General features: G+C 73.0%; 13 protein-coding genes and 3 pseudogenes. 10 read left to right on the plus strand and 6 right to left on the minus strand.

Annotated features, from left to right (window positions below; translation table 11 throughout):
- Positions 1-30 precede the first annotated feature (30 nt).
- From HUT19_RS31885 to HUT19_RS31900, 4 genes are all read left to right on the plus strand, one after another.
- Positions 31-1,320 (plus strand): acetyl-CoA carboxylase biotin carboxylase subunit family protein, encoded by a 1,290-nt coding sequence (locus tag HUT19_RS31885; protein ID WP_176183770.1) that lies wholly within the window; start codon positions 31-33, stop codon positions 1,318-1,320.
- Positions 1,317-3,857, plus strand: a complete 2,541-nt coding sequence (locus HUT19_RS43375; protein ID WP_254885884.1) for an IucA/IucC family protein — start codon at positions 1,317-1,319, stop codon at positions 3,855-3,857. The genes HUT19_RS31885 and HUT19_RS43375 overlap by 4 nt, the downstream gene beginning before the upstream one ends.
- A gap of 110 nt (positions 3,858-3,967) precedes the next feature.
- Complete coding sequence (locus HUT19_RS31895; protein ID WP_176187534.1) at positions 3,968-5,692, plus strand: IucA/IucC family siderophore biosynthesis protein; 1,725 nt, start codon at positions 3,968-3,970, stop codon at positions 5,690-5,692.
- The gene (locus HUT19_RS31900; RefSeq protein WP_176183771.1) at positions 5,689-6,876 is read left to right on the plus strand and encodes a type III PLP-dependent enzyme; all 1,188 of its coding nucleotides are present in this window, start codon (positions 5,689-5,691) and stop codon (positions 6,874-6,876) included. Before HUT19_RS31895 ends, HUT19_RS31900 begins: the two co-directional genes overlap by 4 nt.
- Positions 6,877-6,891: 15 nt before the next feature.
- Here the strand turns inward: HUT19_RS31900 and HUT19_RS31905 are convergent, their stop codons facing one another.
- On the minus strand, positions 6,892-7,104 hold the full coding sequence (locus HUT19_RS31905; RefSeq protein ID WP_176183772.1) for a DUF397 domain-containing protein: 213 nt from the start codon (positions 7,102-7,104) through the stop codon (positions 6,892-6,894).
- Entirely contained in the window at positions 7,098-7,937 is an 840-nt protein-coding gene (locus tag HUT19_RS31910) for a helix-turn-helix transcriptional regulator (RefSeq protein WP_254885885.1), read from the minus strand. The genes HUT19_RS31905 and HUT19_RS31910 overlap by 7 nt, the downstream gene beginning before the upstream one ends.
- A 119-nt stretch (positions 7,938-8,056) precedes the next feature.
- Between HUT19_RS31910 and HUT19_RS31915 the strand changes: the two genes are divergently transcribed.
- Both HUT19_RS31915 and HUT19_RS44385 read left to right on the plus strand, forming a co-directional pair.
- On the plus strand, positions 8,057-8,638 hold the full coding sequence (locus HUT19_RS31915) for a Uma2 family endonuclease (protein ID WP_176183773.1): 582 nt from the start codon (positions 8,057-8,059) through the stop codon (positions 8,636-8,638).
- An 83-nt stretch (positions 8,639-8,721) separates the two neighbouring features.
- Positions 8,722-8,886 (plus strand): annotated as a pseudogene (locus HUT19_RS44385) (type III PLP-dependent enzyme); the annotation flags it as partial.
- Positions 8,887-8,901: 15 nt separating this feature from the next.
- Here the strand turns inward: HUT19_RS44385 and HUT19_RS31925 are convergent.
- Positions 8,902-9,018, minus strand: a pseudogene (locus tag HUT19_RS31925) (DUF397 domain-containing protein); the annotation flags it as partial.
- Between the two features lie 89 nt (positions 9,019-9,107).
- Positions 9,108-9,848 carry an NIPSNAP family protein gene (locus HUT19_RS31930; protein WP_176183775.1) on the minus strand — a complete coding sequence of 247 codons (741 nt, stop codon included), beginning with the start codon at positions 9,846-9,848 and terminating at the stop codon, positions 9,108-9,110.
- Between the two features lie 128 nt (positions 9,849-9,976).
- Between HUT19_RS31930 and HUT19_RS31935 the strand changes: the two genes are divergently transcribed.
- Positions 9,977-10,954: a YafY family protein gene (locus HUT19_RS31935; protein WP_176183776.1), complete on the plus strand. Its 978-nt coding sequence runs from the start codon at positions 9,977-9,979 to the stop codon at positions 10,952-10,954.
- Positions 10,955-10,973: 19 nt separating this feature from the next.
- Here the strand turns inward: HUT19_RS31935 and HUT19_RS31940 are convergent, their stop codons facing one another.
- Entirely contained in the window at positions 10,974-11,837 is an 864-nt protein-coding gene (locus tag HUT19_RS31940) for a helix-turn-helix domain-containing protein (protein ID WP_176183777.1), read from the minus strand.
- A gap of 135 nt (positions 11,838-11,972) precedes the next feature.
- Here HUT19_RS31940 and HUT19_RS31945 point away from each other — a divergent pair, with 135 nt between their 5' ends.
- Together HUT19_RS31945 and HUT19_RS44390 are read left to right on the plus strand one after the other, a co-directional pair.
- Positions 11,973-12,578 (plus strand): NADPH-dependent FMN reductase, encoded by a 606-nt coding sequence (locus tag HUT19_RS31945; RefSeq protein WP_176183778.1) that lies wholly within the window; start codon positions 11,973-11,975, stop codon positions 12,576-12,578.
- Between the two features lie 122 nt (positions 12,579-12,700).
- Positions 12,701-13,012, plus strand: a pseudogene (locus tag HUT19_RS44390) (class I SAM-dependent methyltransferase); the annotation flags it as partial.
- Positions 13,013-13,078: 66 nt separating this feature from the next.
- Here the strand turns inward: HUT19_RS44390 and HUT19_RS31955 are convergent.
- The gene (locus tag HUT19_RS31955; protein ID WP_176183779.1) at positions 13,079-14,008 is read right to left on the minus strand and encodes a GNAT family N-acetyltransferase; all 930 of its coding nucleotides are present in this window, start codon (positions 14,006-14,008) and stop codon (positions 13,079-13,081) included.
- A 171-nt stretch (positions 14,009-14,179) separates the two neighbouring features.
- Here HUT19_RS31955 and HUT19_RS31960 point away from each other — a divergent pair, with 171 nt between their 5' ends.
- A complete protein-coding gene (locus HUT19_RS31960; RefSeq protein ID WP_176187540.1) occupies positions 14,180-14,557 on the plus strand; it encodes a GntR family transcriptional regulator in 378 nt (125 codons plus the stop codon).
- Positions 14,558-14,560 lie beyond the last annotated feature (3 nt).

Here is a 14,560-nt window from a genome sequence, read left to right on the forward strand (position 1 = left end):
TCTTAGGCTTGCCTAACCTAATCTCGGGCCGTGAACGAGCATGATCCCGAGGCGGCACCACGGCCGTCCCCCTCCCCTGCCCGGCGGCCCCACCGGCTCCACCTCCTCGCCGTCAACCCCACCGACTCCGTCACCGAGGGTTTCCTCCCGGCGGCGGGCGGACTGGGGCTCGCGGTCACCCTGCTCACCGACCAGCCCGAGGCGCATGAACGCGCCTACGCACGCGTCCGCGCGGCCGGTACCGCACCCCTGCCCGAACTCGCCCTCGAACACTGCGACATACGGGACTTCCGCGAGGTCATCAGCCACATCACCGCCTCCGGACAGCGGCCCCGGGCGATCTTCACCAACAGCGACCACCTCCAGGCCCAGGCCGCCCTCGCCGCCGACTACTTCGGCCTCCCCGGCAAGGACTGGCGCGCCGCGCTGCGCACCAAGAACAAGGCCGAACTGCGCCGCGCCCTCGCCGCCACCGGCGCCGACACGGTCTGGTCCACCGAACTCGGCACCGGACAGGACCCGTCCGCCCTCACCGGGCTCGACGCCCCCTACCCCTGTGTGGTCAAACCGCGCGAGGGCGTGGCCAGCGAGGACGTCGTACTCGTCGCGGACGCGGCGGAACTGGTCGCGCGGTGCCGGACCATACGTGAACGGCGGCCCGGTGCGGCGCTGGTGGTCGAGGAGTTCCTCGACGGTGAACTCCACACCCTCGAAACCCTCGGCGACGGCCGCACCCTGCATGTCCTCGGCGGATTCCGCACCGAGCTCTCCCCGCCCCCGCACTTCATCGAGGAACGGCTGCGGCTGCTGCCCGCCCCGCCGCCCGAACCGCACACCGGCCAGGTGCTGGACCAACTTCGGGCGCTGGGTGTCGGCTTCGGCATCTGCCACACCGAATACGTCGTCCAGGGCGACCGGGCCCGTCTGATCGAGGTCAACTACCGGGCCATCGGCGACCAGTGCGACCTGGTGCTCGCCGAACTCCTCGGCATCCCGCTCTTCGAGCACGTCCTGCGCACCCACCTCGGCGAGCCGCTGCCGGACGACCTCGGCGCGCGGACCGACGGCAGGGCCCGGATGGAATACGTCCTGGCGGACCGCGCAGGACGGCTGGTCTCCGCCCCGGCGGGGGGCGTGAGTGAGCGCGACGGCGTACGGCTGGACTACCGTCCCCTGCGTGAGGTCGGCGAGGAACATCCGCTGTACCGCACCAACCGCGACTTCCTCGGCGTCCTGCGGGCGACCGGCACCGATCAGGCACTGATCGACACCGCCGTGGCGGAGTTCCTGGCGGCCCACCGATGGGAGATCGCGTCATGAGCGGGACCGCGGCGGCCGACGGCCTCCTGCTCCGCACCGGACGCACCGGACGCACCGGGGGGCGGGCCGAAGAGGAGCTTCTCGGGCGGGTGATCGACACCCTGCTCCGCGAGGACGCGTACGGACTGCGCGGCCGCGCCCGCACCGTACGCCGCGCGGACGGGGGCGACTGGCTGCGGATCGCGCTGGAGGGGGGTGAACGCGTGCTGCTGCCGGTGGAGGAGGACGGCTTCCAGTGCGAGATCCGGGCGCGGCGCCCGGTACGGCTGGAGTACGCGTCCCCGCCGGACGCGCCGCCGTACCCCGGCGAGGCCCCCGCCGCCGGGATCGTCACCGGGCTCGACGCCGTGCTCGGGGTACTGCGGCGGGTCGTGGCGGCCGAGGACCGGGCGGGCTATGACGCCTTCGTCGGCGAATGCCGCCAGGCCCTGGACACCGCGCACTGGCACGCCCGCGTCCGCCCCGCCGTCGTCGAGCGCCTGACCACGCACTACGGTCCCGCGCCGGGCGAGCCCGGCGCAGAGGGGTCCAACTCCGTCCGCCCCGGAGCGAATGACTCCGGGGGACCGGGCTCGGGTAGCCCCGGCACGGGTACGCCTGTGCCGGGCGCGTCCGCCCCGGACACCTCCCGCGCGCCCGGCCCGCAGGGGCACGGCGCGAGTCGGCCCGACTCGGGCAGGTCCGGCGTGGAGGGGCCCCGCGCGGGCCTGCCCGGTTCGGAAGGGCGGTCCGGCACGGGTGGGCCCGGCCCGGGCGAGGGCGCCGTGGACGCATCGTGCACGCCCGGCTCACGGAGACCCGGCCTGGACGGAACTGATCCGGTAGCGGGGCCCACGAGTTGGCCCGGCACGAGCACGCCCAGCCTGGACGATGACGCTCCGTGCGGATCCCGCACACCCGGCCCGGATGGGCACGGCGCCAGTCGGCCCGACTCGGGCACGCACGGGCCGGATGGGCCCGGCTCGGGGTGCCCCGGCGCGAGCGCGGCCGGCCTGGGCGCGTTCGCGCCGGACGGGTCCCCCGCGCACGGCCCGGGTGGGTCCCGCCCGCAGGGCCTCGGTCCGGGCGGGCTTGGGGTCGGCGCGAGTCGGTCCGACTCCGGCGCGCACGGGCTGGATGGGGCCGCCCCCGGCGGGGGCGCTCATGGGGTGGCGCGCCCGCCCGGTGAGGGCCCCGGCTGGGCCGGGATGTCCGGTTCGCTCGCCTACGACACCCTCGCCGCCTTCCGCGACCACCCCGTCTATCCGACCGGCCGTGTCCGCTCCGGCTTCGGCGAGGCCGCCTTACGCGCCCATGCGCCCGAGTTCCACCCGACGTTCCCGCTGCGCTGGGTCGCGCTGCCCCGCGAGGCGGTCGCCGGGGATCCCTCCCGGCTGCCCGCGTGGTGGCCCACCTCCGCCCGACTCGGGCTGGCGCGCGGTCTGGACCGTACGCATCTGGCCCTTCCCGTGCACCCGCTCACCGTCGGCCGCCCGCTGGCCGACGCGTTGCGGGAGACCGGACTCGACGGCTCCGCCCACCTGGCCGAGCGCGCCCACCTCGATGTCGTCCCCACGCTGTCGATGCGGACCGTCGCCGTCGCCGAGAACCCCCTCGTGCACCTCAAGCTGCCGCTCACCACGGCCACCCTGGGGCTGCGCAACCGGCGGACCGTCAAACCGGGCACGCTGATCGACGGTGAGGTGGCCCAGCGGCTGGTGGAGGCGGTGATCGCGCGGGAGCCGCGGTTCACCGACACCGTGCTGCTCGCCGACGAGACCACCCATCTGCACGCGGGACACGAGCTGTTGGCGACCCTGGTACGCCGCTACCCGCCTGGTCTGGAGCGCGCCCGGATCGTGCCCCTGGCCGGGCTGCTCGCCCGGACACCGGACGGCGGTCTGGTCGTGGACGCGCTCACCGCCCGCTACTACGGCGGTGATCTGACCGCTCTCCTCGACGCCTACTACCGGCTGCTGTTCGACTTCCACACCACCCTCTTCGCCCACGGCATCGCGCTCGAGTCCCATCAGCAGAACACCTCCCTGGTGTTCGAGGGCGGCGAGAACGGCGAGGACGGCGAGAACGGTCCCCGCCTACGGCTGCTGATCAAGGACCACGACGGTCCGCGCGTCCACGCGATACGGCTCGCGGCGATGATCGGCGGAGGCGCCGCCGCCGATCTGTGCGGATTCGACGACCGCAGAATCCTGACCGGCGGCGACGGGCCGGTGACCGATGTGTTCACCACCATCACCGTCCATCTGTGCGCCGCCGCCCTCGTCTTCGAGCTGGCCGCGCTCGGCCGGGCGCCGCTCGACACCCTGCTGCGGCAGCTGCGCGACCGGCTCACCGAGGCCGTCGACCGGATGGCCGGGACCCGGCCCGGCGCGACGGCCGACCTGCTGCGGGCCCGGCTGCTGGACGCGCCCCGGCTGCCGGTCAAGGCGATGGTCACGGCGGGCACGCTGCTGCCCAAGGAGCGCACCGGCGCCGCCGACATCAACAAGCACTACGTCACCGGGCCCAACTACCTGCTGCGGAGGAGCGGCGGATGACCACCGAGCCGTCGGCCGGCTCACCCTCCGGGCCCGCCTTCCACCCCGTATCCCACCCCGCTCCCGTCACGCCTCCCGCCACCCCCCTCCGCACCCGCTGGAGCCGCCCGATGCCCTCACCCTCCTCCGCGTCGACTTCCACCATCCCTGCCACCGCCGTGGCCTCCGCCGACGAGGTGGCCGCCCACACCCTCCTCAACTGCCTGCTCCGCGAGGTGTCCGGCCCGGAGCACCAGACCGCCGTCGCAGACGGACGGCTCCGGCTGCGGCTGCCCCGCTGCGGGGTGCTGCTGCGCGTCGGACTGCGCCGTACGTCCCTCATCGGGGCGCACCGGTTCACCGGACCGGTCAGCGAACAGCGCGACGGCACCTGGACCGAGGTGTCCTGGCGCCAGCTCGCCGAGCGCATCCACCGGGAGCTGCACCTGCGCACCGGGGTGCGCAACGACGAGTTCCTGGACCAGGTCGCCTCCAGCCACGCGGGGATGACGGCGGCCCTGGAAGAGCGCGAGAAGACCGCCGAGCGCGACCGGCGCGACCCCTATCTGGCCTCCGAGCAGTCGCTGCTCTTCGGCCACCGCTTCCACCCCACCCCCAAGGCCCGTACCGGCAGCGCCGATTCCTGGTCGCTGTTCGCCCCCGAGGCAGGGGCCCGCTTCCCGCTGCACCACCTCGCCGTACGCGAGGAGTTCATCCGCGAGGAGTCCGCGTTCCCGGGGGCCCTCGCCGCCCTCGACCGGCAGCGGCCGGTGCCCGTCGGCTACCGGCTGCTGCCCGCCCACCCCTGGCAGTACGCCATGCTGCGCGACCACCGGGCGCTGCGGGCGGCGCTGGACCGCGGCGATGTGCTCGACCTCGGGCCCGGCGGACCGGACTTCGCGCCGACCGCCTCGGTCCGGACCCTCTACGACGGCCGGGACTTCCTCAAGTTCAGCCTGAACGTGCGGATCACCAACTGCCTGCGCAAGAACGCCGACTACGAACTGTCCGGCGCCGTCGCGCTGACCCGGCTGCTGGACCCGGTCGCCGCCGACCTCGCCGCCCGCTTCCCCGGCGGCGAGCTGCTGCGCGAACCCGCCTACCGCACCCTCGACCTCGGCCACCGCGAACTCGCCGAGGGCTTCGGCGTGATCGTCCGTGAGGGGCTTGCCGCCCGGCTGCGGCCGGGGCTGACCGGGCTGCTGGCGGCGGCCGTCGCCGATGAGTACGCGACCGGCGGCGCCCAGGTCTCCCGGCTGCTCGCCGGGGCCGGGCCGGACCGGGCACTGGCCTGGTGGGAGGCGTATCTCGGGCTGCTCGTCCCGCCCGTGCTGGCCGCCTACTTCGACCACGGTGTGGTCCTGGAACCCCATCTCCAGAACGTGGTCATCGGCGTCGACGCCTCCGGCACCCCGCGGCAGGTGCTCTTCCGCGACCTGGAGGGCACCAAACTGCTGCCCGAACACCACGCCGCCGCGCTCGCCGCGCTGCCCGCCGCCGTCGCCCGCCCGATGACGTACGAGCGCGAGCGCGGCTGGGACCGGGTGGTGTACTGCCTGCTGGTCAACCATGTCGCCGAGATGGTCGCGGCCCTCGCCGACCGCCATCCCCGGCTGGAGCCCGCCCTGTGGTCGGCGGTCCGCCGGGTGCTGTGCGAACGCTCCGCCGCCCACGACGATCCGCCCCCGCTGCGCGCCCTCGTCGCGGGCGTTCCGCTGCCCGCCAAGGCCAACCTCCTCACCCGCTGGGCCCGGCAGGCCGACCGCGAGGCGGGCTACGTCCGCATCGCCAGCCCGCTCGCCTCCGCCCTGCTGTCCGAGGCGGCCCATGTCATCTCTCCCGGGAGCAGCCGATGATCACCCCGTCCGTCACGGAGCTTGTCACGACCCTCAGCGGTGACGAACTGCCCGCCTACGTCTACGACCTGACCGCGCTCGCCGCCCACGCACAGGCCGTACGGGCGGCCCTGCCGCCCGCCGTCGAGCTGTACTACGCGGCCAAGGCCAACCCCGCACCGCGCGTTCTGGCGGCCCTCGCCCCGTACGTCACCGGCTACGAAGTCGCCTCGGGCGGTGAACTGGAGCATGTGCGCGACGCCGTGCCCGGACAGCCGCTGGCCTTCGGCGGGCCGGGCAAGACCGAAACCGAGCTGCGGCGGGCCCTGAAGCTGGGCGTCGAGCGCTTCCACGTCGAGAGCGAGCACGAACTGCGGCTGCTGGCGGAGATCGCCGGGGCCGGGAGCCATACGGCCGACGTGCTGCTGCGCGTCAACCTTCCGCTGGGTGAGGAGGAGTTGGGTGGCGCCGCGCTCGCCATGGGCGGCCGTCCCAGCCCGTTCGGCCTCGACCCCGACCGGCTCGAGCGCTGCCTCGGCCACTTCACGGCGGACGGACGCCTGCGGCTGCGCGGGATCCACGCCCATCTCGCCAGCGGCCTCGACGCCCCCGCCCAGACCGCCGTGGCCGGACGGGTCGCCGCCTGGGCACGGGAGCTGTCCGACCGGCACGGCCTGGCGCCCACCGAGGTGAACGTCGGCGGCGGCATGGGCGTCGACTACGCCCGCCCCGACCACCGCTTCGACTGGGCGGCCTACGGCGCGGGCCTGGCCGACGTGGCCCGCGACAACCCCGGCCTCACCCTGCGGACCGAGCCGGGCCGCGCCCTGACCGCCTACTGCGGCTGGTACGTCACCGAGGTGCTGGACCTCAAGCACAGCGGCGGCGAGGCGTTCGCGGTACTGCGCGGCGGCACCCACCACCTGCGCACGCCGGTCACCAAACAGCACGACCAGCCGTTCCGGGTGTTGCCCGATGACCGCTGGGACCGCTCCTGGCCGCGCCCCGCCGTGGCGGGGGAGCGGGTGACGCTGGTCGGCCAACTGTGCACCCCCAAGGACGTCCTGGCCCGGCGGGTGCCGATGGACACGCTGCGGGTGGGCGACCGGATCGCCTTCGCCCTCGCCGGTGCCTACGCCTGGAACATCTCGCACCATGACTTCCTGATGCACCCGCATCCGGGCTTCCACTACCTCGGCGGCTGACCGGTCAGGCCCTCGTCACCCGGGAAGGCGGTTCGTCGCGACGACGGATATGAAGGCTGACCAGGCGTCCCTGGAGAAGACGAGGGCCGGGCCGTCGGGCTGTTTCGAGTCGCGGACGGGGACGATTCCGGGGAGGTTGTCGGCGACCTCGACGCACTCACCGCCACCGATGTTGCTGTAGCTGCTCTTTCGCCAGATGGCAGAGCCCAAGTCTGGAGTGTTCAGCACGCTTTCCAGTCTTTCATTGCTGCTCGGATCATCGCCTCGGAATCACGAGGTGAGAGGGCCATGGTCCGGACCAGATCGTAGTTCTCCCGGCGCTCTTCCACCTCGTCCCGTTCCGTGATGATCGTCCCGGACCGGGCGCCTTCGACGTAGGGCACCGGTACTGGCGATTGCTCGGCGACCGTGAAGAGACTGAGCGAACCACCCAGAACGGGGTGTTCGCCAGCATCGAACGGCAGAACCTGGATGGTCATCCGTGGCTGTGTCCCATGCTGGAGAAGGGACGCCAACTGGTGGTATGTCACCTGGGGCCCGCCAATGGGGCGGCGCAACACTGCTTCGTCAAGAATGAACCAACAGCGCGGCGGCTTGGGCTGACTCAGCCGTCTCTGCCGACCGAGGCGGGCTTTTACCATGGCCTCGATTTCCGCATCTGGGGCGTACGGGCACCCGACGCGCAGCAGCCGCTCGGCAGTCGCCGACGTCTGGAGCAGGCCAGGGACGGTGGCACCCACATAGGACTCGATGGCGGTCGCCCGGCTTTCGATTTCCATGACCCGCCGGTACCTGCCCGGGAACGGCTCGTTCCTAGCCAGCGCGTAGACCCGGGCGAACATCCCGTCCGTCCCGAAGCACGCGTCCAGCTTCGCCGGAAGGTCGTCGTACGGCAGCGACTCCGCAGCCTCGATCCGCGCCAGATGCGACTTGCTGTAATTCAGCACCTCCGACAGCCGTCGTAACGACATGTCCGCCTTCTCGCGATGACGCCGGATCTCCGCGCCGAAGAGGTCGCGGGCCGAACGGAGCAGTTCCCGCCGTGCCGGTGCCCTCGCCACCGCGACGGTGCGGACCGATGGCCCCGGTGACCGGCGCGGCCAGCACCGGTGCGACCTGCCCGGACGGCCGGTACCGGTTACGCTGTAAAGCGCCCGCACACCCGAGGGAGGCCCCGGTCATGACCGCGACCCACGACCGTCCGCAGATGCTGCCGGAGGAGTTCGAGGAGTACGCGCGGCTGGCGGCCCGTGTGGCGGAAGGGGTGCGCTGGGAGTTCATCAACGGAAAGATCGGGGTAACGCCGGTGCCGGATGGTGACCACGGCCGGATCATTCAGTGGCTGGCGCGGATCTGCATCCAGGCCAATCCCGACCTGTGGTTGCACGACCAGGGCCTGAAGGTGGAGACGTACCGCAACGGCCACGCCCGCCCGGACGGGACCCTCGCCCACAGCGACGCGTTCGTCGGCCAGGGTGAGTGGGCCGAGGCCGAAGCCGTGCTCATGGTCGTGGAGGTCACCTCCTACGATTCCGACACCGATCGCCGTGACCGTGTGGAGAAGCCCCGCGCCTACGCCGAGACCGGCATCCCGGTCTATCTGCTGATCGACCGGGAGGCTGGCGAGGTGACCGTCTTCAGCGAGCCCGACGGCGTCCGGTACGAGAGCACCAAGACCGTGCCGTTCGGCAAGACGGTCACGCTGCCCGCCCCGGTCGGGGTCACCCTCGACACCGAACCGCTCGAGGGCTGGGTGCGCTGAGGCGCCGGGCCTCGTCACCTGCTGCCGCGTCCGCCTGGTCCACGGTGACGTCCACGACGTACGGCTCGACGAGCACCTCCGTCCGGCTGTGCACCCCCAAGGACGTCCTCGCCCGGCGGGTGCCGGTGGACGAGCTGCCGGTGGGCGACCGCATCGCCTTCGCCCTGGCCGGTGCCTACGCCTGAAACATCTGGCACCACGACTTTCTGGTGCACCCGAGGCCGGGCTTCCACTACCTGGGCGGTTGACCGGTCAGGCCCTCGTCACCCGGGGAGGCGGTCCGTGGTGACGGCCGATATGAACGCTGACCATGCGTTCCTGGAGAAGACGAGGGCCGGGCCGTCTGGCTGTTTCGAGTCGCGGACGGGGACGGCTCCGGGGCCACCCCGCTGACGAACCACGCCCCTCGGGCCTGGTCGGCCAGTTGCATGACCGGCCGGCCGGGCCCGTCGGGTTCAGCTCTCGGAGGTCAGGAGATGAGCGAGCGGCCGGTGGGCGTCAGCCGGAGTTCCCGGGGTGCTGCCGTCTGTTCTCGCTCGATGCCCGGGAGGATCTCGTGACGTACGAGGGCATGGGCCTGTACGTCGGCCAGATGCCGACGGTGCGCCCTCTCGTCGGGGTACGAGGTGAAGATCGCGACGACGTTCTCTCCGGAGCGGACCGGCAGCCTGGGGAACGTATTGTGCGCGTGCTCGGTGGTCAGGAAGGCGAGTGGCGCGGGCCCCGTCTCCAGGAGTACCGGAAGGAGACCGTCCTGGACCAGCGTGATGCCGTCCTGTCGTCCGGGAGGGAAGGACCACACGGTGGCGGCCACGAACCGGTCCGGCGCGGGAGCTCCGACCGGAGGCCGCCGGGTGGCGGAGTAGGTGAATCCGCTCGCGGTCGGCACCGGGCGCAGGAGGAGGACATCGTCGGAGTCGAGCATGGTGGCGTTGGCCTGGGGACCGTGCTCGGCCCAGACGGGGCCGCCGTAGAAATCCGTGAGCCCGCGATGGCGCGCCGTCATGTCCCGGAATCCGCGCAACCAGACGAAGCGGTCCGGGTCATCGAGGTCCCGGAACTGGCCGAGCACCCTCATCCCCACTTCTTCCTGGGTCTCGACGAACTCCTGGTCGAACAGGTCTATGAGCTCGTCGCGCCGGCCGGGACGCAGCGTGTACTGGCGCAGCTCGATCACGGCCGGCAGGCCGACGAGGTCGGTCGGTGGCACAGCGGGACTCCTGTTCGGTGCTCTTCGGACGTGGGATCGCGGCTCGTCCGGTCCGCGACGGGACGCGGATCGACGGTAGGAGAGCCCTGTGACAGGGGCTGTCAGGGTTTTTCGAGGAGAATGCCTCCATGTCTGCCAGTCGATTGCTGTCGGTGGTGCTGTTGCTCCAATCCCGTGGCCGGATGTCCGCGCAAGCGATAGCGGATGAGCTGAGGGTGTCCGTGCGCACCACCTACCGCGACCTGACGCGCCTCCAGGCTGCCGGGATTCCGGTCTACGCGGAGACGGGCCGCGGTGGCGGCTACCAACTGCTCGACGGCTACCGCACCCGGCTGACCGGGATGAGCGAGGGCGAGGCGCGGGCGTTGTTCTTCGCCGGACTACCCGGGCCCGCCGCCGATCTGGGGCTCGCGGGCGAGGTGGCGGCAGCCCGGCTGAAGCTGCTGGCAGCGCTCCCGACAGGGTTGCGCGAGGAGGCGGCGCGGACCGCCGCGGTCTTCCACGTGGACGCTCCCGGCTGGTACCGGGAACCCGAACGGACAGCGCATCTCCCCCTCCTCGTCGACGCGGTGCTCACCCGGCGTGCGGTGGACGTGCGCTACCGCCGCTGGCGCGCCCCGCAGGAGGTGAACCGCCGCCTCCGCCCCTACGGACTGGTTCTCAAATCCGGTACCTGGTACCTCGTGGCCGCCACGGAGAAGGGCGTCGCGACATACCGCGCCGCCCAGGTACTCGACGCGGTACTGAGCGACGAGCGGTTCGACCGGCCGGGCGACTTCGACCTGGGGGCGTACTGGACCTCCTACCTCGAGGACTTCCGGACACGCCGCTACACCGGTACGGCCACCGTCCGCCTGTCCTCTCGGGGACGCCAGCGCCTGCCCGACAACGTCCCTCCGGAGGTGGTGCGGGCGGTCGACTCCACCGCAACCGCCGTCGGCGACAGCGGATGGTTCGAGGCGGTCATTCCGACCGAGAGCACCGAACACGCCCGCGGCGAGCTGCTGCGGCTCGGCGCCGACGTCGAGGTCGTCGCACCGGCGGAACTGCGTCGGGCCATGGCCGCCACCGTGGAGGTTCTCGCCCGAGCCTACGACCTCCACTGACACAAGGGACTTACCCGGCTCAGCCGGACACCGCGCGCAGGGCGCCCGACCGGCGTCCGGCCAGGCGGTCGAGCGCGGCGGACGCCGTCTCGTCGGCGGGGAGGTGGACGACCAGGAGCTGCTCGTCGTCGACGGGCAGCTCCAGCGTCTCGAAGGCCAGGCGCAGTTCGCCTTCCTCGGGGTGGACCAGTCGCAGCACACCGCTCCGCCGCGGCAGACCGGGCAGGGTCCGTACCCGCTCGGTGAAGGCGGACCCGGCGGTGATCGTCAGCTCGTCGGCGAGCGCGGCGATGTGCCGGTCCGCGCGGAAGGGGCCCTGTTTGAGGGCGGCGACGTGGTCGTCGGCGACCCGGTCCCAGTCGGGGAAGGCGGTGCGGGCCCGGCTGTCGGCGAAGACGAAATGGGTGAGGTTGGGCGGGCCGTCCTCACGCGCGTCCAGCAGACCGACGGGCCGGGCCAGCCGGTCGTAGCCCTCCGTCCAGGCGAGGGCCTCGCTCAGCCGGTTGAGCAGCACGGCGGGGGCGGGCTCGAGCCGGTCGAGCAGCGCCCGCACGGAGGGCCGCACGGTACGGCCCGGGGGCGCGTCGCCCATGCACAGGAAGCCGCCGTCGGCCCCCTTGGTGAGCCGGTGCAGATGGACGCGCTCACCCGGGGTCAGCCGGAGGGCGTCGGCCAGCGCGGAGAGCACGGACGCGGACGGCCGCCGGTCCCGCCCCTGCTCCAGCCGGGTCAGATACTCGATGCTGACCCCCGCGAGCGTGGCCAGCTCGGCCCGGCGCAGCCCCGGCGTCCGCCGGCGCGGTCCCGTGGGCAGCCCCACGTCGGCCGGTGTGACGGCCTCCCGGCGGCTGCGGAGGAACAGCCCGAGCTCGTTGTCGCTCATACCACCGAACGTAACAGCCGGGCCGGTCCGGAGGGTGGCCCTGCCACTACCAGCTTCGGCCCGGCCTTCCTGGTGCCCGCCGCGCCCGGCAGGTTGGGAGCCGTCCCACCCACGACAGACGCAAGGAGCGCACCCATGTCCAGCGAACCCCTCGAGCTCACGGTGATCGTCGGCAGTGTCAGGGAGGGCCGGTTCGGCCCGGTGGTGGCGAAGTGGTTCGCCGAACGGGCCGCGGAGTACGGCCGGTTCGCGGTCGATGTCGTCGACCTGGCCGACATCCCGCTTCCCCTGGCACTGCCCGCCACACCCCCCGCCTTCGACCCCGAACCGCCGCGTCCGGCCGGGATGGAGGACCTCACCCGCCGTATCGCGGAGGCCGACGCGGTGGTCGTGGTGACACCGGAGTACAACAACAGCTTCCCCGCGTCGGTGAAGGCCGCCATCGACTGGCACTACACCGAGTTCCGGGCCAAACCGGTGGGCTTCGTCGGCTACAGCGGCGGGGGCAGTGGCGGCCTCCTCGCGGCGGAGCAGCTGCGTCATGTCTTCGCCGAGGTACAGGCGCACACGCTCCGCCACCATGTGACGTTCCCGCGCTACTACGAGCAGTTCGGCCCCGACGGCGCGCTGCTGGATCCGGAGGGCCCGAACGGCGCGGCGAAGGCCCTGCTCGACGAGCTCCACTGGTGGGCCGAGGTCCTCCACGACGCCCGCCGCGACCGGCCGTACGCTGCGGAATAGCCGCGGCGGGGTGGTCCATCGCCACCGTGCTTCCCGGGCACCCGGCCCGGCCCGGTCCGTGCCCGGGACATGCGGATGCGCGGAGCTACGGGATTGTCAGTGGCGTCCGGCACCATCGCGGCATGGGACTCGAGGACTCCACCGCCGCCTACTGGGACGCCGCCGCGGCGGACTTCGACCAGGAGCCGGACCACGGACTGCGCGATCCGCGGGTACGGGCCGCCTGGGCCGCGCGGCTGCGCGACTGGCTGCCCGAGCGGCCGCCCGGTGAGCCGCTCGACATCCTCGACCTCGGCTGCGGCACGGGCAGTCTCGCGCTGCTGCTGACCGAGGACGGCCACCGGGTGACCGGGGTCGACCGGTCGCCGCCCATGGCCGAACGGGCCCGCGCCAAGCTGGCCGGGACCGGCGGCACCGTGCTCGTCGGCGACGCGGCGGAGCCGCCGGGTTCGACTCCGCGGGCCCCGGCCGGCTCCTGCCGCTGCCGGTGTCATCGCCCGTTACGCCGTCAGCTCCCGGATGTAGCGCCACTCCGTGACCGCGGGTTCATAGCCGAACCACCTGTTGATCGCCAGCATCGGCTGGTTGTCGCCGTCGTTGCCGGTGAACGCCTCGCGACAGCCCGCCGCCCGCGCGCGGTGCAGTGCGTCGTTCTTGGCCAGCTTCGCCAGCCCCCGGCCCCGGAAGGCGCGGAGCGTACCGGTCATCCCCGACCAGTACCGGCCGTGGCCGTCGGTATGCGCCACGCTGTAGGCGGCGACCGCCCCGTCCACCACGGCCACCGTGGTCAGTTCGCGGTCCAGGGCGGGGTGTTCCCAGATCAGGGCGATCCACTGGTCGTACGGCAGCCGCCCGGCGTCCACGTCCCCCGGCTCGTCCTCGGTGCACTCCGCGTCCGCCTCGTACAGCGGACGCGGATCGGCGGTGAAGTCCGCCGCCGTCCGCAGCTCCACCCCCTCCGGCAACCCGTGCGGGTCCAGCGGCGGCAGCGCGGCCGTGCCGAGGTCCAGCCGCTGGATCCGGGACGAGCGGCCGCGGCGGTAGCCACGGCGTTCGGCGAACGTCACCGCGTGCGGGGCCTCCAGCGTCCAGGCGAAGACCTTCGCGGCCCCGAGTGCGGCGAGCCGCTCCTCCGCCGCGGTCACCAGCGCCGAACCCACACCCCGGCCGAGTGTGTCCACCCGCACCGAGGTGTTGGCGAAGGCGAGCCCCGGCTCGTCGCTCGCGTGGAAGACGCCGATTTCGGACGAGCCCACCACCTGGCCGCCCACCTCGGCGACCAGCAGCCGGTACTGCCGTTCGGCGGGGGCGCTCGCCACTTCCCAGGCCACGGTCTCCGCCGTGGTCACCAGATGGGGGAAGGCGGAACGGCGCGCCGCGGCCACGGCCTCCGCGTCGGCGGGACGGAAATCGCGCACGATCATGGTCATGGTGTCGCAGGCTACGGTGTCCCCGTCCGGTGTGCCTCCCGATTTCCGGACACCGATGTGACATCACACCAGCACATCACACAATGGGGAGGACAAACCCCCGCCGGGCCGCCGGACCGCCCGCCCCGACCACCGTCCGCACCGGACCCACCACACGCCGAGGAGCCCCGCGTGGCCTTGCAGATCACCGTCGACCCGGACGCGGCGACCGCCCCCTTCGAGCAGATCCGCGCCCAGATCGCCGAACAGGCCCGCTCCGGCGCGCTGCCGGTGGGCTACAAACTGCCCACCGTGCGCGGCTTCGCCGAGGAGCTGGGGCTCGCGGCCAACACGGTCGCCAAGGCGTACCGGTCGCTGGAGTCCGACGGGGTGATCGAGACCCGTGGCCGCCACGGCTCCTTCGTGGCGGCGGCGGGTGACGCGGCCCGGCGCCGGGCGGCGGAGGCCGCCCGGACCTATGTCCAGCGGGCGCAACGCCTCGGCCTGGACCGCGCGGACGCGCTCGCCGCCGTCGAGGACGCGCTGCGGGCCGGGTACGACGCGTCCTGAAAC

The sequence above is a fragment of the Streptomyces sp. NA02950 genome (assembly GCF_013364155.1).
Lineage (GTDB): Bacteria > Actinomycetota > Actinomycetes > Streptomycetales > Streptomycetaceae > Streptomyces.